Annotated in this window: 16 protein-coding genes; 10 read left to right on the top strand and 6 right to left on the bottom strand. The window is 50.3% G+C overall.

Features of this window, described 5'->3' with window-relative positions; translation table 11 throughout:
- The first annotated feature begins 60 nt into the window (after positions 1 to 60).
- Positions 61 to 966 carry a sensor domain-containing diguanylate cyclase gene (locus tag OCU43_RS13255; RefSeq protein ID WP_175483464.1) on the top strand — a complete coding sequence of 302 codons (906 nt, stop codon included), beginning with the start codon at positions 61 to 63 and terminating at the stop codon, positions 964 to 966.
- Positions 967 to 1150: 184 nt separating this feature from the next.
- Here OCU43_RS13255 and OCU43_RS13250 read toward each other — a convergent pair whose 3' ends face one another.
- The 6 genes from OCU43_RS13250 to OCU43_RS13225 all read right to left on the bottom strand — a co-directional run bounded on the left by OCU43_RS13250 (position 1151) and on the right by OCU43_RS13225 (position 8355).
- Positions 1151 to 2590, bottom strand: coding sequence for an amidase (locus tag OCU43_RS13250; protein ID WP_091355984.1), 1440 nt, complete (start codon positions 2588 to 2590; stop codon positions 1151 to 1153).
- A 178-nt stretch (positions 2591 to 2768) separates the two neighbouring features.
- Positions 2769 to 3992, bottom strand: a complete 1224-nt coding sequence (locus tag OCU43_RS13245; protein WP_091355982.1) for an MFS transporter — start codon at positions 3990 to 3992, stop codon at positions 2769 to 2771.
- Positions 3993 to 4003: 11 nt separating this feature from the next.
- Positions 4004 to 4939 (bottom strand): SphA family protein, encoded by a 936-nt coding sequence (locus OCU43_RS13240; RefSeq protein WP_091355979.1) that lies wholly within the window; start codon positions 4937 to 4939, stop codon positions 4004 to 4006.
- Between the two features lie 93 nt (positions 4940 to 5032).
- Positions 5033 to 6001 carry a helix-turn-helix domain-containing protein gene (locus OCU43_RS13235; protein WP_091355976.1) on the bottom strand — a complete coding sequence of 323 codons (969 nt, stop codon included), beginning with the start codon at positions 5999 to 6001 and terminating at the stop codon, positions 5033 to 5035.
- 287 nt (positions 6002 to 6288) lie between these two features.
- On the bottom strand, positions 6289 to 7350 hold the full coding sequence (gene hisC, locus OCU43_RS13230) for a histidinol-phosphate transaminase (protein WP_091355974.1): 1062 nt from the start codon (positions 7348 to 7350) through the stop codon (positions 6289 to 6291).
- Between the two features lie 570 nt (positions 7351 to 7920).
- Positions 7921 to 8355, bottom strand: a complete 435-nt coding sequence (locus tag OCU43_RS13225; protein WP_091355972.1) for a bacteriohemerythrin — start codon at positions 8353 to 8355, stop codon at positions 7921 to 7923.
- 370 nt (positions 8356 to 8725) lie between these two features.
- On the opposite strand from OCU43_RS13225, the gene OCU43_RS13220 reads away from it, so the two are divergent.
- The 9 genes from OCU43_RS13220 (at position 8726) to OCU43_RS13180 (ending at position 15522) form a co-directional block, all read left to right on the top strand.
- Positions 8726 to 9805 (top strand): hydrogenase small subunit, encoded by a 1080-nt coding sequence (locus OCU43_RS13220; RefSeq protein WP_139203147.1) that lies wholly within the window; start codon positions 8726 to 8728, stop codon positions 9803 to 9805.
- Positions 9805 to 11613: a nickel-dependent hydrogenase large subunit gene (locus OCU43_RS13215; RefSeq protein WP_091355969.1), complete on the top strand. Its 1809-nt coding sequence runs from the start codon at positions 9805 to 9807 to the stop codon at positions 11611 to 11613. Before OCU43_RS13220 ends, OCU43_RS13215 begins: the two co-directional genes overlap by 1 nt.
- Before the next feature lie 47 nt (positions 11614 to 11660).
- Positions 11661 to 12353 carry a Ni/Fe-hydrogenase, b-type cytochrome subunit gene (cybH, locus tag OCU43_RS13210; RefSeq protein WP_091355966.1) on the top strand — a complete coding sequence of 231 codons (693 nt, stop codon included), beginning with the start codon at positions 11661 to 11663 and terminating at the stop codon, positions 12351 to 12353.
- A gap of 82 nt (positions 12354 to 12435) precedes the next feature.
- Positions 12436 to 12708, top strand: coding sequence for a HigA family addiction module antitoxin (locus OCU43_RS13205; protein WP_091355964.1), 273 nt, complete (start codon positions 12436 to 12438; stop codon positions 12706 to 12708).
- A gap of 267 nt (positions 12709 to 12975) precedes the next feature.
- Positions 12976 to 13638 carry a HyaD/HybD family hydrogenase maturation endopeptidase gene (locus tag OCU43_RS13200; RefSeq protein WP_091355961.1) on the top strand — a complete coding sequence of 221 codons (663 nt, stop codon included), beginning with the start codon at positions 12976 to 12978 and terminating at the stop codon, positions 13636 to 13638.
- The gene (locus OCU43_RS13195; protein WP_091355958.1) at positions 13638 to 13964 is read left to right on the top strand and encodes a HypC/HybG/HupF family hydrogenase formation chaperone; all 327 of its coding nucleotides are present in this window, start codon (positions 13638 to 13640) and stop codon (positions 13962 to 13964) included. The genes OCU43_RS13200 and OCU43_RS13195 overlap by 1 nt, the downstream gene beginning before the upstream one ends.
- Complete coding sequence (locus tag OCU43_RS13190) at positions 13957 to 14385, top strand: thioredoxin domain-containing protein (RefSeq protein ID WP_091355956.1); 429 nt, start codon at positions 13957 to 13959, stop codon at positions 14383 to 14385. Before OCU43_RS13195 ends, OCU43_RS13190 begins: the two co-directional genes overlap by 8 nt.
- Before the next feature lie 31 nt (positions 14386 to 14416).
- A complete protein-coding gene (locus OCU43_RS13185) occupies positions 14417 to 15292 on the top strand; it encodes a hydrogenase expression/formation protein (RefSeq protein WP_091355953.1) in 876 nt (291 codons plus the stop codon).
- Positions 15292 to 15522, top strand: a complete 231-nt coding sequence (locus OCU43_RS13180) for a rubredoxin (RefSeq protein ID WP_091355952.1) — start codon at positions 15292 to 15294, stop codon at positions 15520 to 15522. The genes OCU43_RS13185 and OCU43_RS13180 overlap by 1 nt, the downstream gene beginning before the upstream one ends.
- The last annotated feature ends 3 nt before the right edge of the window (positions 15523 to 15525 follow it).

The following is a 15525-nucleotide window of genomic DNA, read 5'->3' as shown; positions in this document are numbered from 1 at the left end:
GCTAGGTCTCCCGCTTGTGTTATAAGTGAGGCTTAACACCTATCTGTCATGGAGTTGCGAATGAAAAATGCCAACCTTCTTCAAACCCGAATTGACGCTCTGCTCAACGTCCTCTCTGAAGATGTGCTGATCCTGAGCCAGCAGGGTACGATCATTTTCTCTTCGCATAATGATTCAGCCATCCCCTGGGGAGGCGCGGATGAACTGACGGGTAAACAGCTGACGGACATCTTCCCCGGGGAGATCGCTTCGCAGCTTCAGGGAATGATTGATAAGTCTCTGGGGTTGAATCAACTGATGGTTAAAGAGGTGTTGTTTGACCCGACCGAGTTCATCTATCTGCAACAGCAGGGTATGGTGGAATCCTGTTGGGTTGAGATTCGTATGGCTCCTTCGTCCGGTGATGAGCCCAGTGTGGTCTGTCGGATAGAAGATATCAGTCGGCGAAAAATGGCTCAGCGGGAATCCTCTCAGATACAAAGAGATCTGCTTACCGGTATGTACAACCGTCGGGCGCTGATGCCGGTGCTGGCTCAGTCAATTGCTCAGGCGGTCCGTTATGACTGGGTCTGTAGCCTGATGCTGATTGATGTGGACAGCCTGCGGCTGATTAATGATCAGCGGGGCTGGGACGTGGGTGACCAGATTCTGAAACGCCTGGCAGAATCGCTCAACAGTCTCAAACGCACTGCCGACTTTCTCGCCCGGGTTGGTGAAGATGGCTTCGCTATACTGCTGCCAGAAACCAATGCGGAGCAGGGGATTCTGGCCGCCGAGCGGGTACGCAATATGGTGTCAGATCTGTCCGCACCCAATTCGGGAACTGATATCGCTTTTACTGTAAGCATTGGTGTCGCCACGCTGACGGGTGAGGACGATAGCGCTGAATCGATGTTTAACCGGGCTGAGAGTAGTCTGCAAATATGCAAGCAGCAGGGGGGAAACCAGATCAGTGGCAGTGAGTGATCCTGTTAGCATTCACAGGAGGGGCGACTGAGTCAGGAGAAGAAGGCAGTGTATCTGCCCTCTGTTGGTCATCAATGGCATGGGTATTCAGTGAATAGCCCTTCGGGCACCCGAGGGGCTATGATGATACATACTGATCGATGCTTAGTTACTTAGTTACTTAGTTACTTAGTTGCTTAGTTGCTTAGTGCATACAGGCATTTATCGGGGGGACTTTTTGATTCCAGGGTTGAAGCTGTTCCAGCTGTCGGGCGAGCTTAAAGAGAGTCGCCTCATCTCCAAAACGAGCAACAAAGTGTGAACCTATTGGCAGATCATTCTTACTCCAGTACAGGGGCACTGACATAGCAGGCTGCCCTGTGCCATTAAATACGGCAGTATAGGGCGAGTAACTATGGGACAGCTCGATAAACTGTTCTAGTGACATCGATTCATCCAGTACGTGCAACTCGCCTAGCTGAGGAGGTTCTCTGACCACTGTCGGCGTTAGCAGCAGGTCGAACTTTTGTAGGAAAGCAGCCATCTGACGGCCTAAGGCATGCATATGTTCAATGGATCTGACGTACTGCACCGCGCTGATCATTCCCTTTTCCCGAACTATAATGCGTGTCGCTGGTTCCAGCTCTTCATTCTGTACCGGCGAGCCGCGCATATCGCCAAGCATCTCAACATAACTTTTAGTGTTCGGCGCAATAATGTTGAATGCGGCTTCAAAAAAGTTCAGCAGATCGACTGGAAACTTAACCACTTCAACATGATGACCCAGATGACTGCAGAGCTTTGCTGTGTGTTGCACGCTTTCCAGGGCCGCTGGTGATACTGTCCATGGCCCCGCATCTTCGATTAGCGCTATCCGCAGAGGTTTAAGAGGATCATTCAATGAATCTGCAAACGGCTTATTGTCAGCAGGACTTGCGTAAGGCGCGCCCAGATCTTCACCTGAGACAATATCAAGCAGGGTAGCGCTGTCGCGAACCGAAAGAGTGATTGCGTGTGCGGTTCCCATGCCGCCCCAGCCTTCTCCCACCAGTGGACCGCTGGGCACTCTGCCGCGGGATGGTTTGAGGCCAAAAACACCACAACAGGATGCGGGCACCCGCAGTGAACCACCGCCATCGTTGCCATGGGCAAAGGGAACCACCCGCGATGCAACAATTGCCGCTGCACCACCACTGGATCCGCCTGCGCTGTGCTGAAGATTCCACGGATTATGGGTTGCGCCGAAGCGGATCGACTCTGTTGTGTAAGAGGTACCAAATTCGGGCGCCGTGCTGGTGCCGATAAAGCGAATCCCTGATGCTCTTAAGCGGGTTACAACTGAGTCATCAAGTTGCGGACGGGCTTCACCCAGAGCGAAAGAACCGTTTGTCATCCGTGCTTCTTTGACGGGGGCGAACAGGTCTTTGGTCAGTGTTGGGATACCTGCAAATATGCCGGATGCCGGTTCGGTATTTCGGGCACTCTGATATAGCTTTTCAGCAACGGCATTAAGCGCTGGGTTAACCTGCTCCAGGCGCTCAATACTGGCTTCTAATAACTCATCTTTTTTGACTTCACCTTGTTTAATCAGATCGGCTAACGCCGTTGCATCACACTCATCCATGAGTTTATGGATATCTTTCATACTGTTCACCTGTAATCTGGTTATTTAACGCTTGATCGATTTTGTTTGGCAACCTGTGAGATGTCAGCGCAGAAACGCGGCATACTGAATTCAATCCGACTCAGCGGAGTCATTGAGAGCAGTATGCCGGGCCCGGCTTATATGGGATTAAGCATCGCAAGCTGGCGTTACCGCTGTGCTACGCGGCGCGTTTAGCTGCCAGGTCTGCGCCTGAGTTTCTCCTGACGAGACTAAAGATGAGCCAGATGGCTGCAACGACAGCGCTGGCCATCGCCAGGCTTACAATGGCTCCTGGCAGATCGACTCCAAAAGAGATGACGATGCCAACAATGATTGGGCTGATGAACTGTCCCAGATAGAGGCATGACGTAAATCCGCCGATACCACGTCCACGCACCGACGCGGGTAACGCATTCATTATGGTGGCCATAATGTTGGGCACCATCATCCCGGCACCAATGCCGTGAATGGTTACCGCAATCATTACTTTGTTATAGGTGTTAGCGTGGGCGAGAAACCACAGACCGACTGCAATTAAAGCCATCAGTAGTGCATTACAGCCAGCAATACCAAATGAACTCCGGAAAACTGGCCACAGCAGAGAACCTGCCAGGGTGGCCAGCAGGCTAAGTCCTGCCGCAAGACCAATTTTGGTGGTTGATACCACACCGATGGAAACCAGCAGAGAGGGGGCCTGGATAGGTACAATAAAGTTGAGCACCATACCAAACATGATCATGCTATACCCCACGATCAGTGGTAGGGTGGCTACCCGTGAGGTAGTGTCTGTAATCTGTTGAACCTCATGGTGTTTTGGCTCCCAAAGTACCCGCATAAAGAATGGGATCAGCAACAATGGCAGCAAGTAGAGATAGAAGGGTAGCCGCCAGGATTGTTCGCCTAACACCCCGCCAATAACAAAGAAAGCGGATCCGACTAAGCCGATGCAGACCACCTGCATATTGACGAATTTGAGTCGTTCCTCAGCATGCCAGTAATCGGCAATCAGCGCAGTACAGCAGGTCATAATCGCCGCTTCAGCACAGCCAAACAGTAACCGGGAGATCACCACGCCATCCAGGCCGTTCAGGAACGCTGGCAGTACCCCCAGGATGGCATACAACAGCGTTGCAATAATCAGCATGTTTTTCCGGCCGGTGCGGTCTGAAAGCCAGCCAGCCAGGGGGGCACATATAGCAATTGCCAGCGCCGGGCCTGTGATTGCGAGTGGCAATAACATATCAGCCTGAGGGTGGGTAGGGCCGAATTCCATGCCCATTTTTGGTAGCATCGGGGCGACCATCACCGACCCCATAATGGTCAGGCTGCTGCCCAGCGCGATCAGAATGCCTTCGCGTCTTCCGGAGGCTGTACGGATAGTTTTTTGGTTTTGATTATCCATGTTTCTCACCCTCAGAAGCTCATTGCGATACGTAACGCCAGGTTGTAGCCTTCAGCGCGATTTTCTGCATCAAACTCTTTGTAAGCATGAAGCCAGACGGCAGGTTTTCCGGGTGAGAAATAGCTCAATGCCGGGCCCAGTGCGGTCACTGTGCCCTTATTACCATCGACCACACCAGGGCCTTCATCATCAGTTAACTGACGGTAGAAATAGCCGCCCATCCCAACGGTCCATGGTCCTGTATGTTTACCGATACCAAACTCATGCCGATATTCAACACCATTGGTATAGTGAGTGTCTGGGTTCTCCGAGCTGATATCCAGCTGGAAATTGGAAGATACCTCATAGCCGGAATCGGATATGTATGACACACCGTAGTTAGGGGAGATAACCCAGTGGTTCAGTCCGGGAGAGACCAGTCTGTCTTTATCGTAGTCACCGGTTGGCAACTGAATCTGAAGCTGGGTATTCATGGCCAGATTTGGCGCTAAATTCCATTGCAGAATCAATGGAATGATCTGCATATCTCCCTGCCTGAACAGATCTGCGTTATCTTCAAAGACAACGCCGACACCGGGAACTGAGACCGATAGGTCAGCATTCATATTGAGAAATGGCAGGATCGCGGAATAACCATATTTGGCACCCAGTATCTCCTCATCGGTCATGTTCAGATAGACGGCCGAGATTGAAAACACATCAAGAGAAAAGTCCTGTCCTGGTATTTTATCTCCGTGGCCGTCAACGACTTTATCTGTGCTGTAATAGGCTGCCCGGGTAGCGAACGTTCCGGTAGGGGTTGCGGGGGGCATAAAGCCAGTGCCGAATTCAAAAACCCCCATTGGTGTGGTTGGGGCTCCATTTTCACTGGCGTGACCGGGAAGTGATGCGATGGCGAAGGCTAAGCAGCTGCTATAGCATAACCCTGATAGAACTGAATTTTTCATAAGTCACTCTCATTATTATATGTGATTGTTATCGTTATTCACATATTCACAATACAGAGACTTAATATGATGGGTTATCCAGAATTGGCAAAGTTATATGTTTTTTTTAAGTGTTTCAGAAGGTAGCTCTTTAAAGAGTGTTTTATACTCCGAGGCAAAACGGCTCAGGTGTAAAAAACCCCATTTAGTCGCAACATCCTGTACACAGCTATTACTGTTACTATTTAAAAGGTCTCTATGGGCTGCATTAAGGCGGACAAGTCTTAAAAATGTCACGGGATTAATGCCCAGCGTATTTTGAAAACAGTATTGTAATTTACGTCTGCTGGTGCCGATAACATTGCATAATTCAATGATTGAAGGAGGCGTATCAAGATTGGAAAGTACGTAATCCCGGGCTTTATCCACGACTTTTTTACGTGCAACCGGGCCTAAATACTGAGCCTGTTCACTGTCGATAATATCAATAAGATGCTGAAACAGCGTATCTTTCACCCGGTTCTGGATGGTCTTTTGCTGAATCAGAGTATTAATGTGGCTTTCAGAAATAATTATTCTTAAGTCATTTAGAAGATCAGTGTTGGATTTTAATTTAGTAATATAATGACCGTCAGAATTGTTATCAAGATAAAATTCTATGTTCTGTTTTTTGGCAATACTTAAGATAGATTCTTTGTTTACAGTTATACTGATAACATCCAGATTTTCAGGGGTTAATAGTTCTGGTAAACAGTTTCCCTTGGCGATTAATATGCTGTCAGAGGATGATACATTACCATCACAATAGAAATTATCCGGTAGGGGGTTATAGGGCATATTGAAGCTTAACGAGCCATCCCACGCTTTACCTGTCTTGACGAGAGCTCTGTTTGAACGATCACGTACCAGTTGTATCTCTTTTAAGTTTAATTCTGTAATGTGGCCATTGAACTGCCCAGCTGATACCTGATCGTAGCAGACCTGCCAGCCACTCATGCCGTTGGCATGCTGTTCAATGTTGAATGTTTCAAAACTACGATACAGCGTTTCATCAGAATAGACTGGCGAACTCTCTATTTGCATACACCCTCCTACATCTACAGCTAATTGATTAACAATCCACCAATTTCATCACTATGTAAAGGCGTTAGCCCGATTATTGCCAAAATTGGATAGTCAGAAATGTTCTATAGAAGACACTTTTATTGCATATTCAATGCAAAGGGATGGATCTTTGGGCCAGCCTGGAGGGGAGCTATCAGGCTCTGAGCTGTCGTGATCTGTGGCGGGTTGAATAAAAAAACAGCCGATGCCGGCTGTTCTTTCTACGATCTGAACTCAACGATTTTCCGGTCGGGAATATTGCTGAATCAGATTTGCGGATGTTGCTTCAGGGTTTCAATCAGGGTCTGCATCTCTGCTGCGGTGCCGATAGTGATACGCAGAAAGTTCTCAATGCCCGGCTTACTGAAGTGCCTCACCAGCAGGTTATTGCTGCGCAGGTACTGCATCAGTTCAGCCCCACTGATCGATTGATGGCAGGTAAACACAAAGTTGGTTTTAGACGGGATAACCCTGAACCCCAGCTGCTCCAACTGAGCGGTTGTCCAGTCCCGGCAATCGATGATCTTCTGGTTGGTTTCATTGAAGTAGTCAACATCTTCAAGGGCCGCTACCGCTCCGACGATCGCCAGACTATCCAGTGGGTAGGAGTTAAAGGAGTTCTTAACCCGCTCCAGTCCGGCAATCAGATCCTCATGTCCCAGGGCAAAACCGATACGCAAGCCTGCCAGACTGCGTGACTTTGAGAAGGTTTGAATAACCAGGACGTTGTCATAGTTGTGGATCAGCTCGACGGCTGAGCTACCACCGAAATCAATATAGGCTTCATCAACGATCACCAGAGATTCGCGGTTTTTTAGCAGCAGTGTTTCGATCTCGTGCAGTGCTGTCTGCCGTCCGGTGGGCGCATTTGGATTGGCGAAGATGATCCCGCCATTGGGCTGATCGTAATCAGTAAAGTTAATTTCAAAATCATCAGTCAGTGGAATCTGGCGATACTCGATATCGTACAGCTTGCAGTAAACATCATAGAAACTGTAAGTTGTTTCCGGTAACAGCAACGGCTTTTCCTGTCGAAAAAAAGCCATAAATGCCAGTGCCAGAACCTCATCAGAGCCGTTGCCCACAAATACATTGTTGTAGTGCAGCTGAAAATGATTCGCCAGTGATTGTTTCAGCGCCGTGGCATCCGGGTCGCAGTAGAGACGCAGGCGATCTTTGGGATAGTTGTTAATCGCCTCAACCACCCTGGGCGAGGGGGGATAAGGGTTTTCATTGGTATTCAGCTTAATCAGGTTATCAACCTTTGGTTGCTCACCCGGAACATAGGGGGTCAGCTGGCGGATAGCCGGGCTCCAGTATTTACTCATGATGGATCGCGTGTCGCTATATAAGGAGTTTGCAGAAAGTGCGCTGCAGGGATGGAACTGTTATTCCCGGGCGTCACTGTTGGGCTTAGCATATCAAATAGCGACGCATTCTCGCTATACCGTTTCAGTCTGCTGCAAAAAATAGGGTATAAAAAAACTGCCCGGAGGGAAGGGGGCCTTCGGGCAGTTTCAGTTTAGCTTCGCACGTTGATGTAATTATATAGAGGGTGATGAGCCGATAAAGTTCAGCCAAAAAATTATTTTTTTAACAGGGTTGTTTCGGCTAACGCTGAAGGGGGGGATTGCGAACCTGGATGGTAGCGGATAAAAAACTGCCCGGAGGGAAGGGGATCCCCCGGGCAGTTCCGGTCTTGCGTATTACGTTGATGTATAAATTTAGAGACGTCTGTTCAGGTAAAGTTCATAAAAAAATGAAAATTTTTTTATTTTTTTTAAATAGTTGTTAATGTTTTGATTTTAAATGAATTTTATTGTTTTATCAGCCCCGTCAATTACCCAGAAGTGAGCTTTTTTCCGGGCTCCTTTAATGCTGAAGCGTACCATGAAGGGTTAAGCGACAGAGTGATTGTAACGGCCGACAAACATCGCGGTTACCGTGTCCATGGTTGATATATGGTTGATCAGCCAGTCACACAGGGTTGTGTTGAGATAGTCTTCCAGCTGTTCGATATGCTGATCTTTCTGCCACTGTGACAGTACCTGAGTCAGCTCTTCCAGTACCCGCTCATGCTCATCCTTATGGCAACCATAAGCAGGAAAGCCTGCCCGAATCATCTCCGCTTCTTCCCGGGCAAAATGGCTCTGACTGTGCGCATAAATCTCTGCTAACAGGGGTTCTATCAGCTCTTCTGATGCTTTATCGCCTGCCCGGGCCTGTCGAAGAAGCTGGTACAGCGTATTTATCTGCTCAGCTGCTGCTGCGTGGTCGTGGTTCATGAAGTCGAGTCCCACTGTGGGGATCTGCTCAGGTTTTAACAGTGTCATCGGGTTATCCCTCCATTATGGTGGGTTTCGATCATACGCGAAGCGGGTGGTGGCTCCTTGTCCAATATCAAGAATCACTCTATCCGGAGAGGGTTAGCTTTTCAGCTTTGTCGTCTCAGGAAGAGTGGTAAGTAATTAACCGCTTTGCTGAGTTGTTGGATAGATAGTTGTCCAGAGGAGGCTGGCCGATGGACTATAACCCCGATACAACAAGGTTTTGGGAAGTTGGAACATAATTTGCTGAAAGCTGGAGGATAAATAATAACTAGAGAAGGTACGAACGGTCTCCTGCTACCAGATAAATACTCTGAGTACAGTTTGAACCGGACCGGACCTTCCTTAAGCGAGCCTGCTGACGGAGAGAACCGCAATGCCCCAATCAATTGAAACCTTCTATGAAGTGATGCGACGCCAGGGGATTACGCGTCGTAGTTTTCTGAAGTACTGCAGTCTGACTGCAGCGGCACTGGGTCTGGGGCCAGCGTTTGCGCCCAGAATTGCCCATGCGATGGAAACGAAGGAGCGAACCCCGGTTATCTGGGTGCATGGTCTGGAGTGTACCTGTTGTTCTGAGTCTTTTATCCGTTCAGCGCACCCGTTAGTTAAAGATGTCGTGTTGTCGATGATCTCGCTGGATTACGATGACACCCTGATGGCTGCAGCAGGCCATCACGCAGAAGCCGCGCTGGAAGAAACCATTCAGAAGTACAAAGGTAAATATATCCTGGCGGTGGAGGGTAATCCGCCTCTCAACGAGGATGGTATGTTCTGTATTGTTGGCGGCAAGCCATTTCTCGACCAGCTCAAACATGCCGCTAAAGATGCCGCCGCCGTGATCGCCTGGGGATCCTGCGCGTCCTGGGGCTGTGTTCAGGCGGCCCGGCCGAATCCGACTCAGGCCGTTCCGATTCATAAAGTGATTACCGATAAACCCATTATTAAAGTACCGGGCTGTCCGCCTATTGCTGAGGTTATGACCGGTGTGATCACCTATATGCTGACCTTTGGCCGGTTACCGGAACTGGATCGTCAGGGGCGTCCGAAGATGTTCTACAGTCAGCGGATTCATGATAAATGCTATCGTCGTCCTCATTTTGATGCTGGCCAGTTTGTTGAACACTGGGACGATGAAAGCGCCCGCAAAGGTTACTGTCTTTACAAGGTTGGCTGTAAAGGACCGACCACCTATAACGCCTGTTCTACAGTTCGGTGGAACGAAGGCACCTCATTCCCGATTCAGGCAGGTCACGGCTGTATCGGTTGTTCCGAAGATGGTTTCTGGGATAAAGGCTCATTCTATGATCGTCTCACCAATATTCCGCAGTTTGGTATTGAGAAAAATGCCGATGAGATCGGTATGGCGGTAGCGGGAGGCGTAGGTGCTGCGGTGGCGGCCCATGCAGCAGTCAGTGCGATTAAACGGGCTCAGCACAAAGGAGATCAGGAATAATGAACACCCCGATGAATGCAAGCGATCTTGATAACTCTGGCCGTCGTATCGTGGTTGATCCGGTAACCCGGATCGAAGGGCATATGCGCTGTGAAGTTAACGTTGATGACAACAATGTTATTCGTAATGCGGTCTCCACCGGCACCATGTGGCGTGGTCTGGAAGTGATATTGAAAGGGCGTGATCCCCGTGATGCCTGGGCCTTTGTTGAACGTATCTGCGGCGTGTGTACCGGTACCCATGCACTGACTTCGGTGCGGGCGGTGGAAGATGCGCTGGGGATTCAGATCCCTCTGAATGCCCATCTGATCCGTCATCTGATGGATAAGACTCTGCAGGTGCATGACCATATCGTCCATTTCTATCATCTGCATGCCCTCGACTGGGTGAACCCGGTGAATGCGCTAAAAGCGGATCCTGTGGGTACCTCTGATCTGCAGAAAATGGTGTCGCCGCATCACCCTAAATCCAGCCCAGGTTATTTTAAAGATGTGCAGACCCGGCTGAAAAAGTTTGTCGAAACCGGCCAGTTGGGTCTGTTTTCTAACGGTTACTGGGATAATCCGGCCTATAAATTGCCGCCGGAAGCGGATCTGATGGCGGTGGCTCACTACCTTGAAGCCCTAGATCTGCAGAAAGATATTGTCAAGATTCACACCATCTTCGGCGGTAAAAACCCACATCCTAACTTTATGGTGGGCGGTGTTGCCTGTGCGATCAATATCGATGGTGTGGGGGCGTCCGGGGCACCGGTAAATATGACCTCACTTAACTTTGTGTTGCAGCGGATTCAGGAGGCGCAGGCGTTCACCAAGAATGTCTATCTGCCGGATGTGCTGGCGGTTGCGGGCATCTATAAAGACTGGCTGCATGGCGGAGGTCTGGCGTCTCAGAATGTTCTCTCATACGGTACCTATCAGAAAGTGCCGTACGATAAATCCTCTGAACTGCTTCCGGCAGGCGCCATTGTTAATGGTAACTGGAACGAAGTTCACGAAGTGGATGTGCGGGATCCGGAACAGATTAAAGAGTTTGTCGACCACTCCTGGTACACCTATGAGGGTGATAAGCAGGGGCTGCATCCATGGGATGGTGAAACCGCTCCTAAATTTGAGCTGGGGCCCAACACCGTGGGCAGCCGCACTGATATTAAAGAGATCGATGAGTCGGCGAAGTACTCCTGGATCAAAGCGCCACGCTGGAAAGGTCATGCGATGGAGGTGGGGCCACTGGCTCGCTACATCGTCGCTTATGTGTCGGGTAAAGAGTATGTCCAGGAACAGGTGGATCGCTCACTGTCAGCATTTAATCAGAATACCGGTCTCGGTCTGGGGTTGAAGCAGTTCCTGCCATCAACGCTGGGCCGAACTCTGGCGCGGGCGCTGGAGTGCGAACTCTGTGTCGATACCATGCTGGATGACTGGCATCAGCTGGTGGGTAATATCAAAAACGGTGACAGCTCTACTGCCAATGTCGAGAAGTGGGATCCTGCCAGCTGGCCAAAAGAGGCGATGGGGGTGGGAACCAATGAAGCTCCCCGTGGTGCCTTAGGTCACTGGATTAAGATCAAAGATGGCAAGATCGAAAACTATCAGGCGATTGTGCCGACCACCTGGAACGGATCCCCCCGGGATGCAGAGGGCAATATCGGTGCCTTTGAGGCGGCACTGATGAATACGCCGATGGAGCGTCCCGATGAGCCGGTCGAGATACTGCGCACACTGCACAGTTTCGATCCCTGTCTGGCCTGTTCTACCCATGTGATGTCTGCAGATGGGCAGGAACTGACTAAGGTAAAAATCCGCTAAGAACCCGATGCCCGTAGTGAAACCTGCGGGCATGCTGGAGGTATGCTATGGAAACAATAAAACAGAGAAAGCAGACGGCGGTCTATGTGTATGAGGCACCGTTGCGCTTATGGCATTGGGTCACCGTGTTTTCGATTATCACACTCTGTATTACCGGGTATTTTATCGGTTCACCATTGCCGACGATGCCGGGGGAGGCCAGTGATCATTTTCTGATGGGTTATATCCGCTTTGCGCACTTCACTGCGGGCTATATCGTTGCCGTTGGATTTCTGGGACGAATCTACTGGGCCTTTGTGGGTAACAGCCACGCCCGGGAACTGTTCCTGGTACCCATCTTCAGCGGTAAGTGGTGGAAAGAGGTGGGTCATGAGATCCGCTGGTATCTGTTTCTGGAGAAAACTCCGAAGAAATATATTGGCCATAACCCGTTAGGGCAGCTGTCGATGTTCTGCTTCTTCGTCGTGGGGATCACCTTTATGATCATCACCGGCTTTGCGCTTTATGCTGAAGGATTAGGTCGCGGTAGCTGGGCTGATACGCTGTTTGGCTGGGTGGTGCCGTTGATGGGGCAAAGCCAGGATCTGCATACCTGGCATCATCTGGGGATGTGGTATCTGATTATCTTCGTCATGATGCATGTTTATGTCGCCATTCGAGAAGATATTATGTCCCGACAAAGCCTGATATCTACCATGATTGGTGGTTGGCGGATGTTTAAGGATGACAAGCCCGACTGAACTTGTCAGATCATTTAGTTGGTGAGTTTGCCGGGGCTATGCTCCGGCATTTTTATCCTGGGTCGTGATTTTGGAGGCTTTGATGCAACGTTTACGCTTTCATGGGCGTCGTCCCGAGCATCCGGGTGGCTTTCTTGAACGCTGTTACCTCAACCCGTTAAAAATCAGTCAGTCTCAACTGGCAAAAGAGCTGGGGATCTCCCGACGCAGAGTTAACGAGATTGTAAACGGTCAGAGAGCGATTACCGCAGATACCGCGTTACGTCTGGCGCATTTTTTTCATACCTCACCCATGTTCTGGCTGGAGAAACAGCAGCTTTGGGAGCTGTATCAGGTGGGACGAGAACCGATCTGACAGGTTTAACCATCTGGTTCAATAACTGGAAACTTACTTTCCACTTTGCTCTCTGCTTATAACTGTAACCCCCTCTGTAACACCCCTGCCATGGCGCTTCGTCGCATTACACAGAGTTGGCATAAAGCTTGTAGTTCTAAATTCAGTCCTGCTTAAGCACTTATTTAGGTTCTTATTTAAGTTCTTATTTGAGTTCTTATTTGAGTTCTTTTTTAAGTCCTTATTTAAGTATGGCAACTTCTGAAACAACAGTGATGTGAGGGGCAGATGTCTGAATCGTTATCCCGGACGGAGTCTGAACTGCGCGTAATGATCCTCGGTATCGGTAACCTGCTGTGGGCCGATGAGGGGTTTGGTATCCGTGTGGTTGAGACCCTGCATGAACGTTATCGCTTTCCGGCCAATGTAGAACTGATGGATGGCGGCACCCAGGGGATCTATCTGGTGCAGCATGTGCAGCGCTGTGATCTGCTGCTGGTGTTTGATGCGATCGATTATGGCCTGGAACCGGGAGCCATGAAGGTGATTCATGGCGACGATGTGCCCAAATTTATGGGGGCAAAGAAGATGAGCCTGCATCAGACCGGTTTTCAGGAAGTGCTGGCGATGGCCGAGTTTACCGGCGACTACCCGCAGCATCTGATGCTGATCGGCGTGCAGCCCGTTGAACTGGAGGATTTCGGTGGTAGTTTGCGGCCCGCGGTTCAGGCGCAGGTCGACCCTGCCATCCGTATCGCACTCGATTATCTTGACTCATTTGGTATCCATCCTCAGAAGCGTGATCAGCCGCTGCCACCGCAGGAGCAGTTAGCGCCCTCCGAGTTACAGCAACGCCGCTATGAGGAGGGGCGTCCCTCAGAAGATCAGGCCTGCCGGCGGGGTGATGAGCGCTTTCTGAATCAGACAGCCGTTAAAGAGAGTAGTAACTGATGTGCATCGGTATTCCTATGAAGGTTGTTCACTGTGACGGATTAGTGGCGGTGTGCGAGTCTGAGGGGCAGCAACAACAGGTTGATATGAGCCTGGTAGGGGCGTTGGACTCAGGCAGTTGGGTGCTGGTATTTCTCGGTGCCGCCCGTGAACAGATCACAGAACAGCGTGCCAGAGAAACCGCTGATGCGATCACTGCACTACGCAGTGTGATGCGGGGTGAAACCGTTGATATGGACTCGCTGTTTGCTGACCTGATTCAGAGCGAGCCTCAACTACCGGAACACCTGCAGATAAAGACAGAGGAGCAAGAGAAACATGGCTGAACTGATAGACCGTTTAACTGAACAGCTGGGATATCCGTTACTGGATCAGTCCAGCTTCGATGAATTCATTCAGGATCAGCCATTTTCGGTGCTGTTTTTTACCGAAGACCCGGCGCGCTTTCCTGAATCACTGGATGTTGCGGTGATTCTGCCTGAACTGCTGAAACAGTTTCCCCAGCTTACTCCGGCGGTGATCAGTCGTGAGGCCGAGAGGTCATTACAGGGACGCTATAACTTTACCGTCTGGCCGACGCTGGTGTTGTTAAAACAGGGACGCTATCTGGGGGCAATCAGTAAGGTGCAGGACTGGGATCTCTATCTCAGGGATATTGAGTCTCTGCTACAGCGGGAACCCACCCGTAATCCCGGCATCGGTATTCCCGTTGTGGTGAATCCGCAACAGACCCAGCCGTGCGGCTGAAAAGACAGATTTAAAAGACAGGACAGAGCGTATGAACCAGGGCGATATTCCACTGATCAATATGCCGGTTGGCCCCGGCAGTCAGTCAAACGGTGAAGACAGCTTAGTGCTGGACTATATGCCGATGCCAAAAGAGATGCATACCTATGATATTCCGATGTTGCCGGAAGCTGAGCAGTTAGAGAGCTGCCCGGAGACACTGGATCTGCTGGACCGGCTTCAGCAACAGCTGGATGATTACACCCCGGAGCGACCGGTGATCAGTCTTGGACTGGAAAAACTGTCTGCCGCGGGGCTTGATCTGATTAACCAGATTCTCGGTGAAGGTGAAGTTGGCCTGATCTGCAAAACTCAGGATGAGATAAGTTACGAAGTCCATGCGCAGGAAACTGTTCTGGCGGGTGTATGGCGGCTTCGCTATCTGGATGCCGCTGCCAACCTGATACGGGAAACACTGGAGATCGCGGATGTGCCTTCGGTGGCGCGTCATTACGCGTTCTCTCAGCCACGTGCTCTGTCGGTCGCCGGGACAGAATGGCCTGCGGGTATTTTAAACGCGCCTCCGGTGTTGATTGAGCTGCAACATAAAAGCGAATGCTATCAACCGGGTGATGAGCCCCATGTGATCAATCTGTCTCTGTTGCCCTTTTCTCCGGCGGATCATCAACTGCTGGAAGATCACCTCGGCTCGGGTGCACTGGTGATCTTATCCCGGGGGTATGGGAACTGCCGCATCAGCAGTACTGGAATCTCTCCTATATGGCGGGTGCAGTATTTCAACTCAACGGATCATCTGATTCTCGATACGTTGGAGGTGGTCGATATGCCCGCCGTTGCCTGTGCTGCACCAGAGGACCTGCAGGATAGTGCTCTGCGTCTGAAAGAGATAAGAGAGGTATTAATCTGATGAGTGTTGATTCGGGTCAGAAGTTTGAAGGCAGCTATCTGGGGCAGAACGATCTGCTCAGTGATGCCACCTGTCTGGAGTGCAAAATCTGCTGGTATGTTTACGATCCCGGCAAAGGGGATGATATCTGGCAGATTGAGGCCGGAACGCCGTTCAGTCAGTTGCCAGAGCACTGGCGCTGTCCAGTATGTGATGGCGACAAAGACCAGTTTATGGTGCTGGATAGCTGAGGT

The sequence above is a fragment of the Amphritea atlantica genome (genome assembly GCF_024347255.1).
In the GTDB taxonomy this organism is placed as follows: Bacteria; Pseudomonadota; Gammaproteobacteria; order Pseudomonadales; family Balneatricaceae; genus Amphritea; species Amphritea atlantica.
This window is presented reverse-complemented; position numbering and strand designations above follow the sequence as displayed.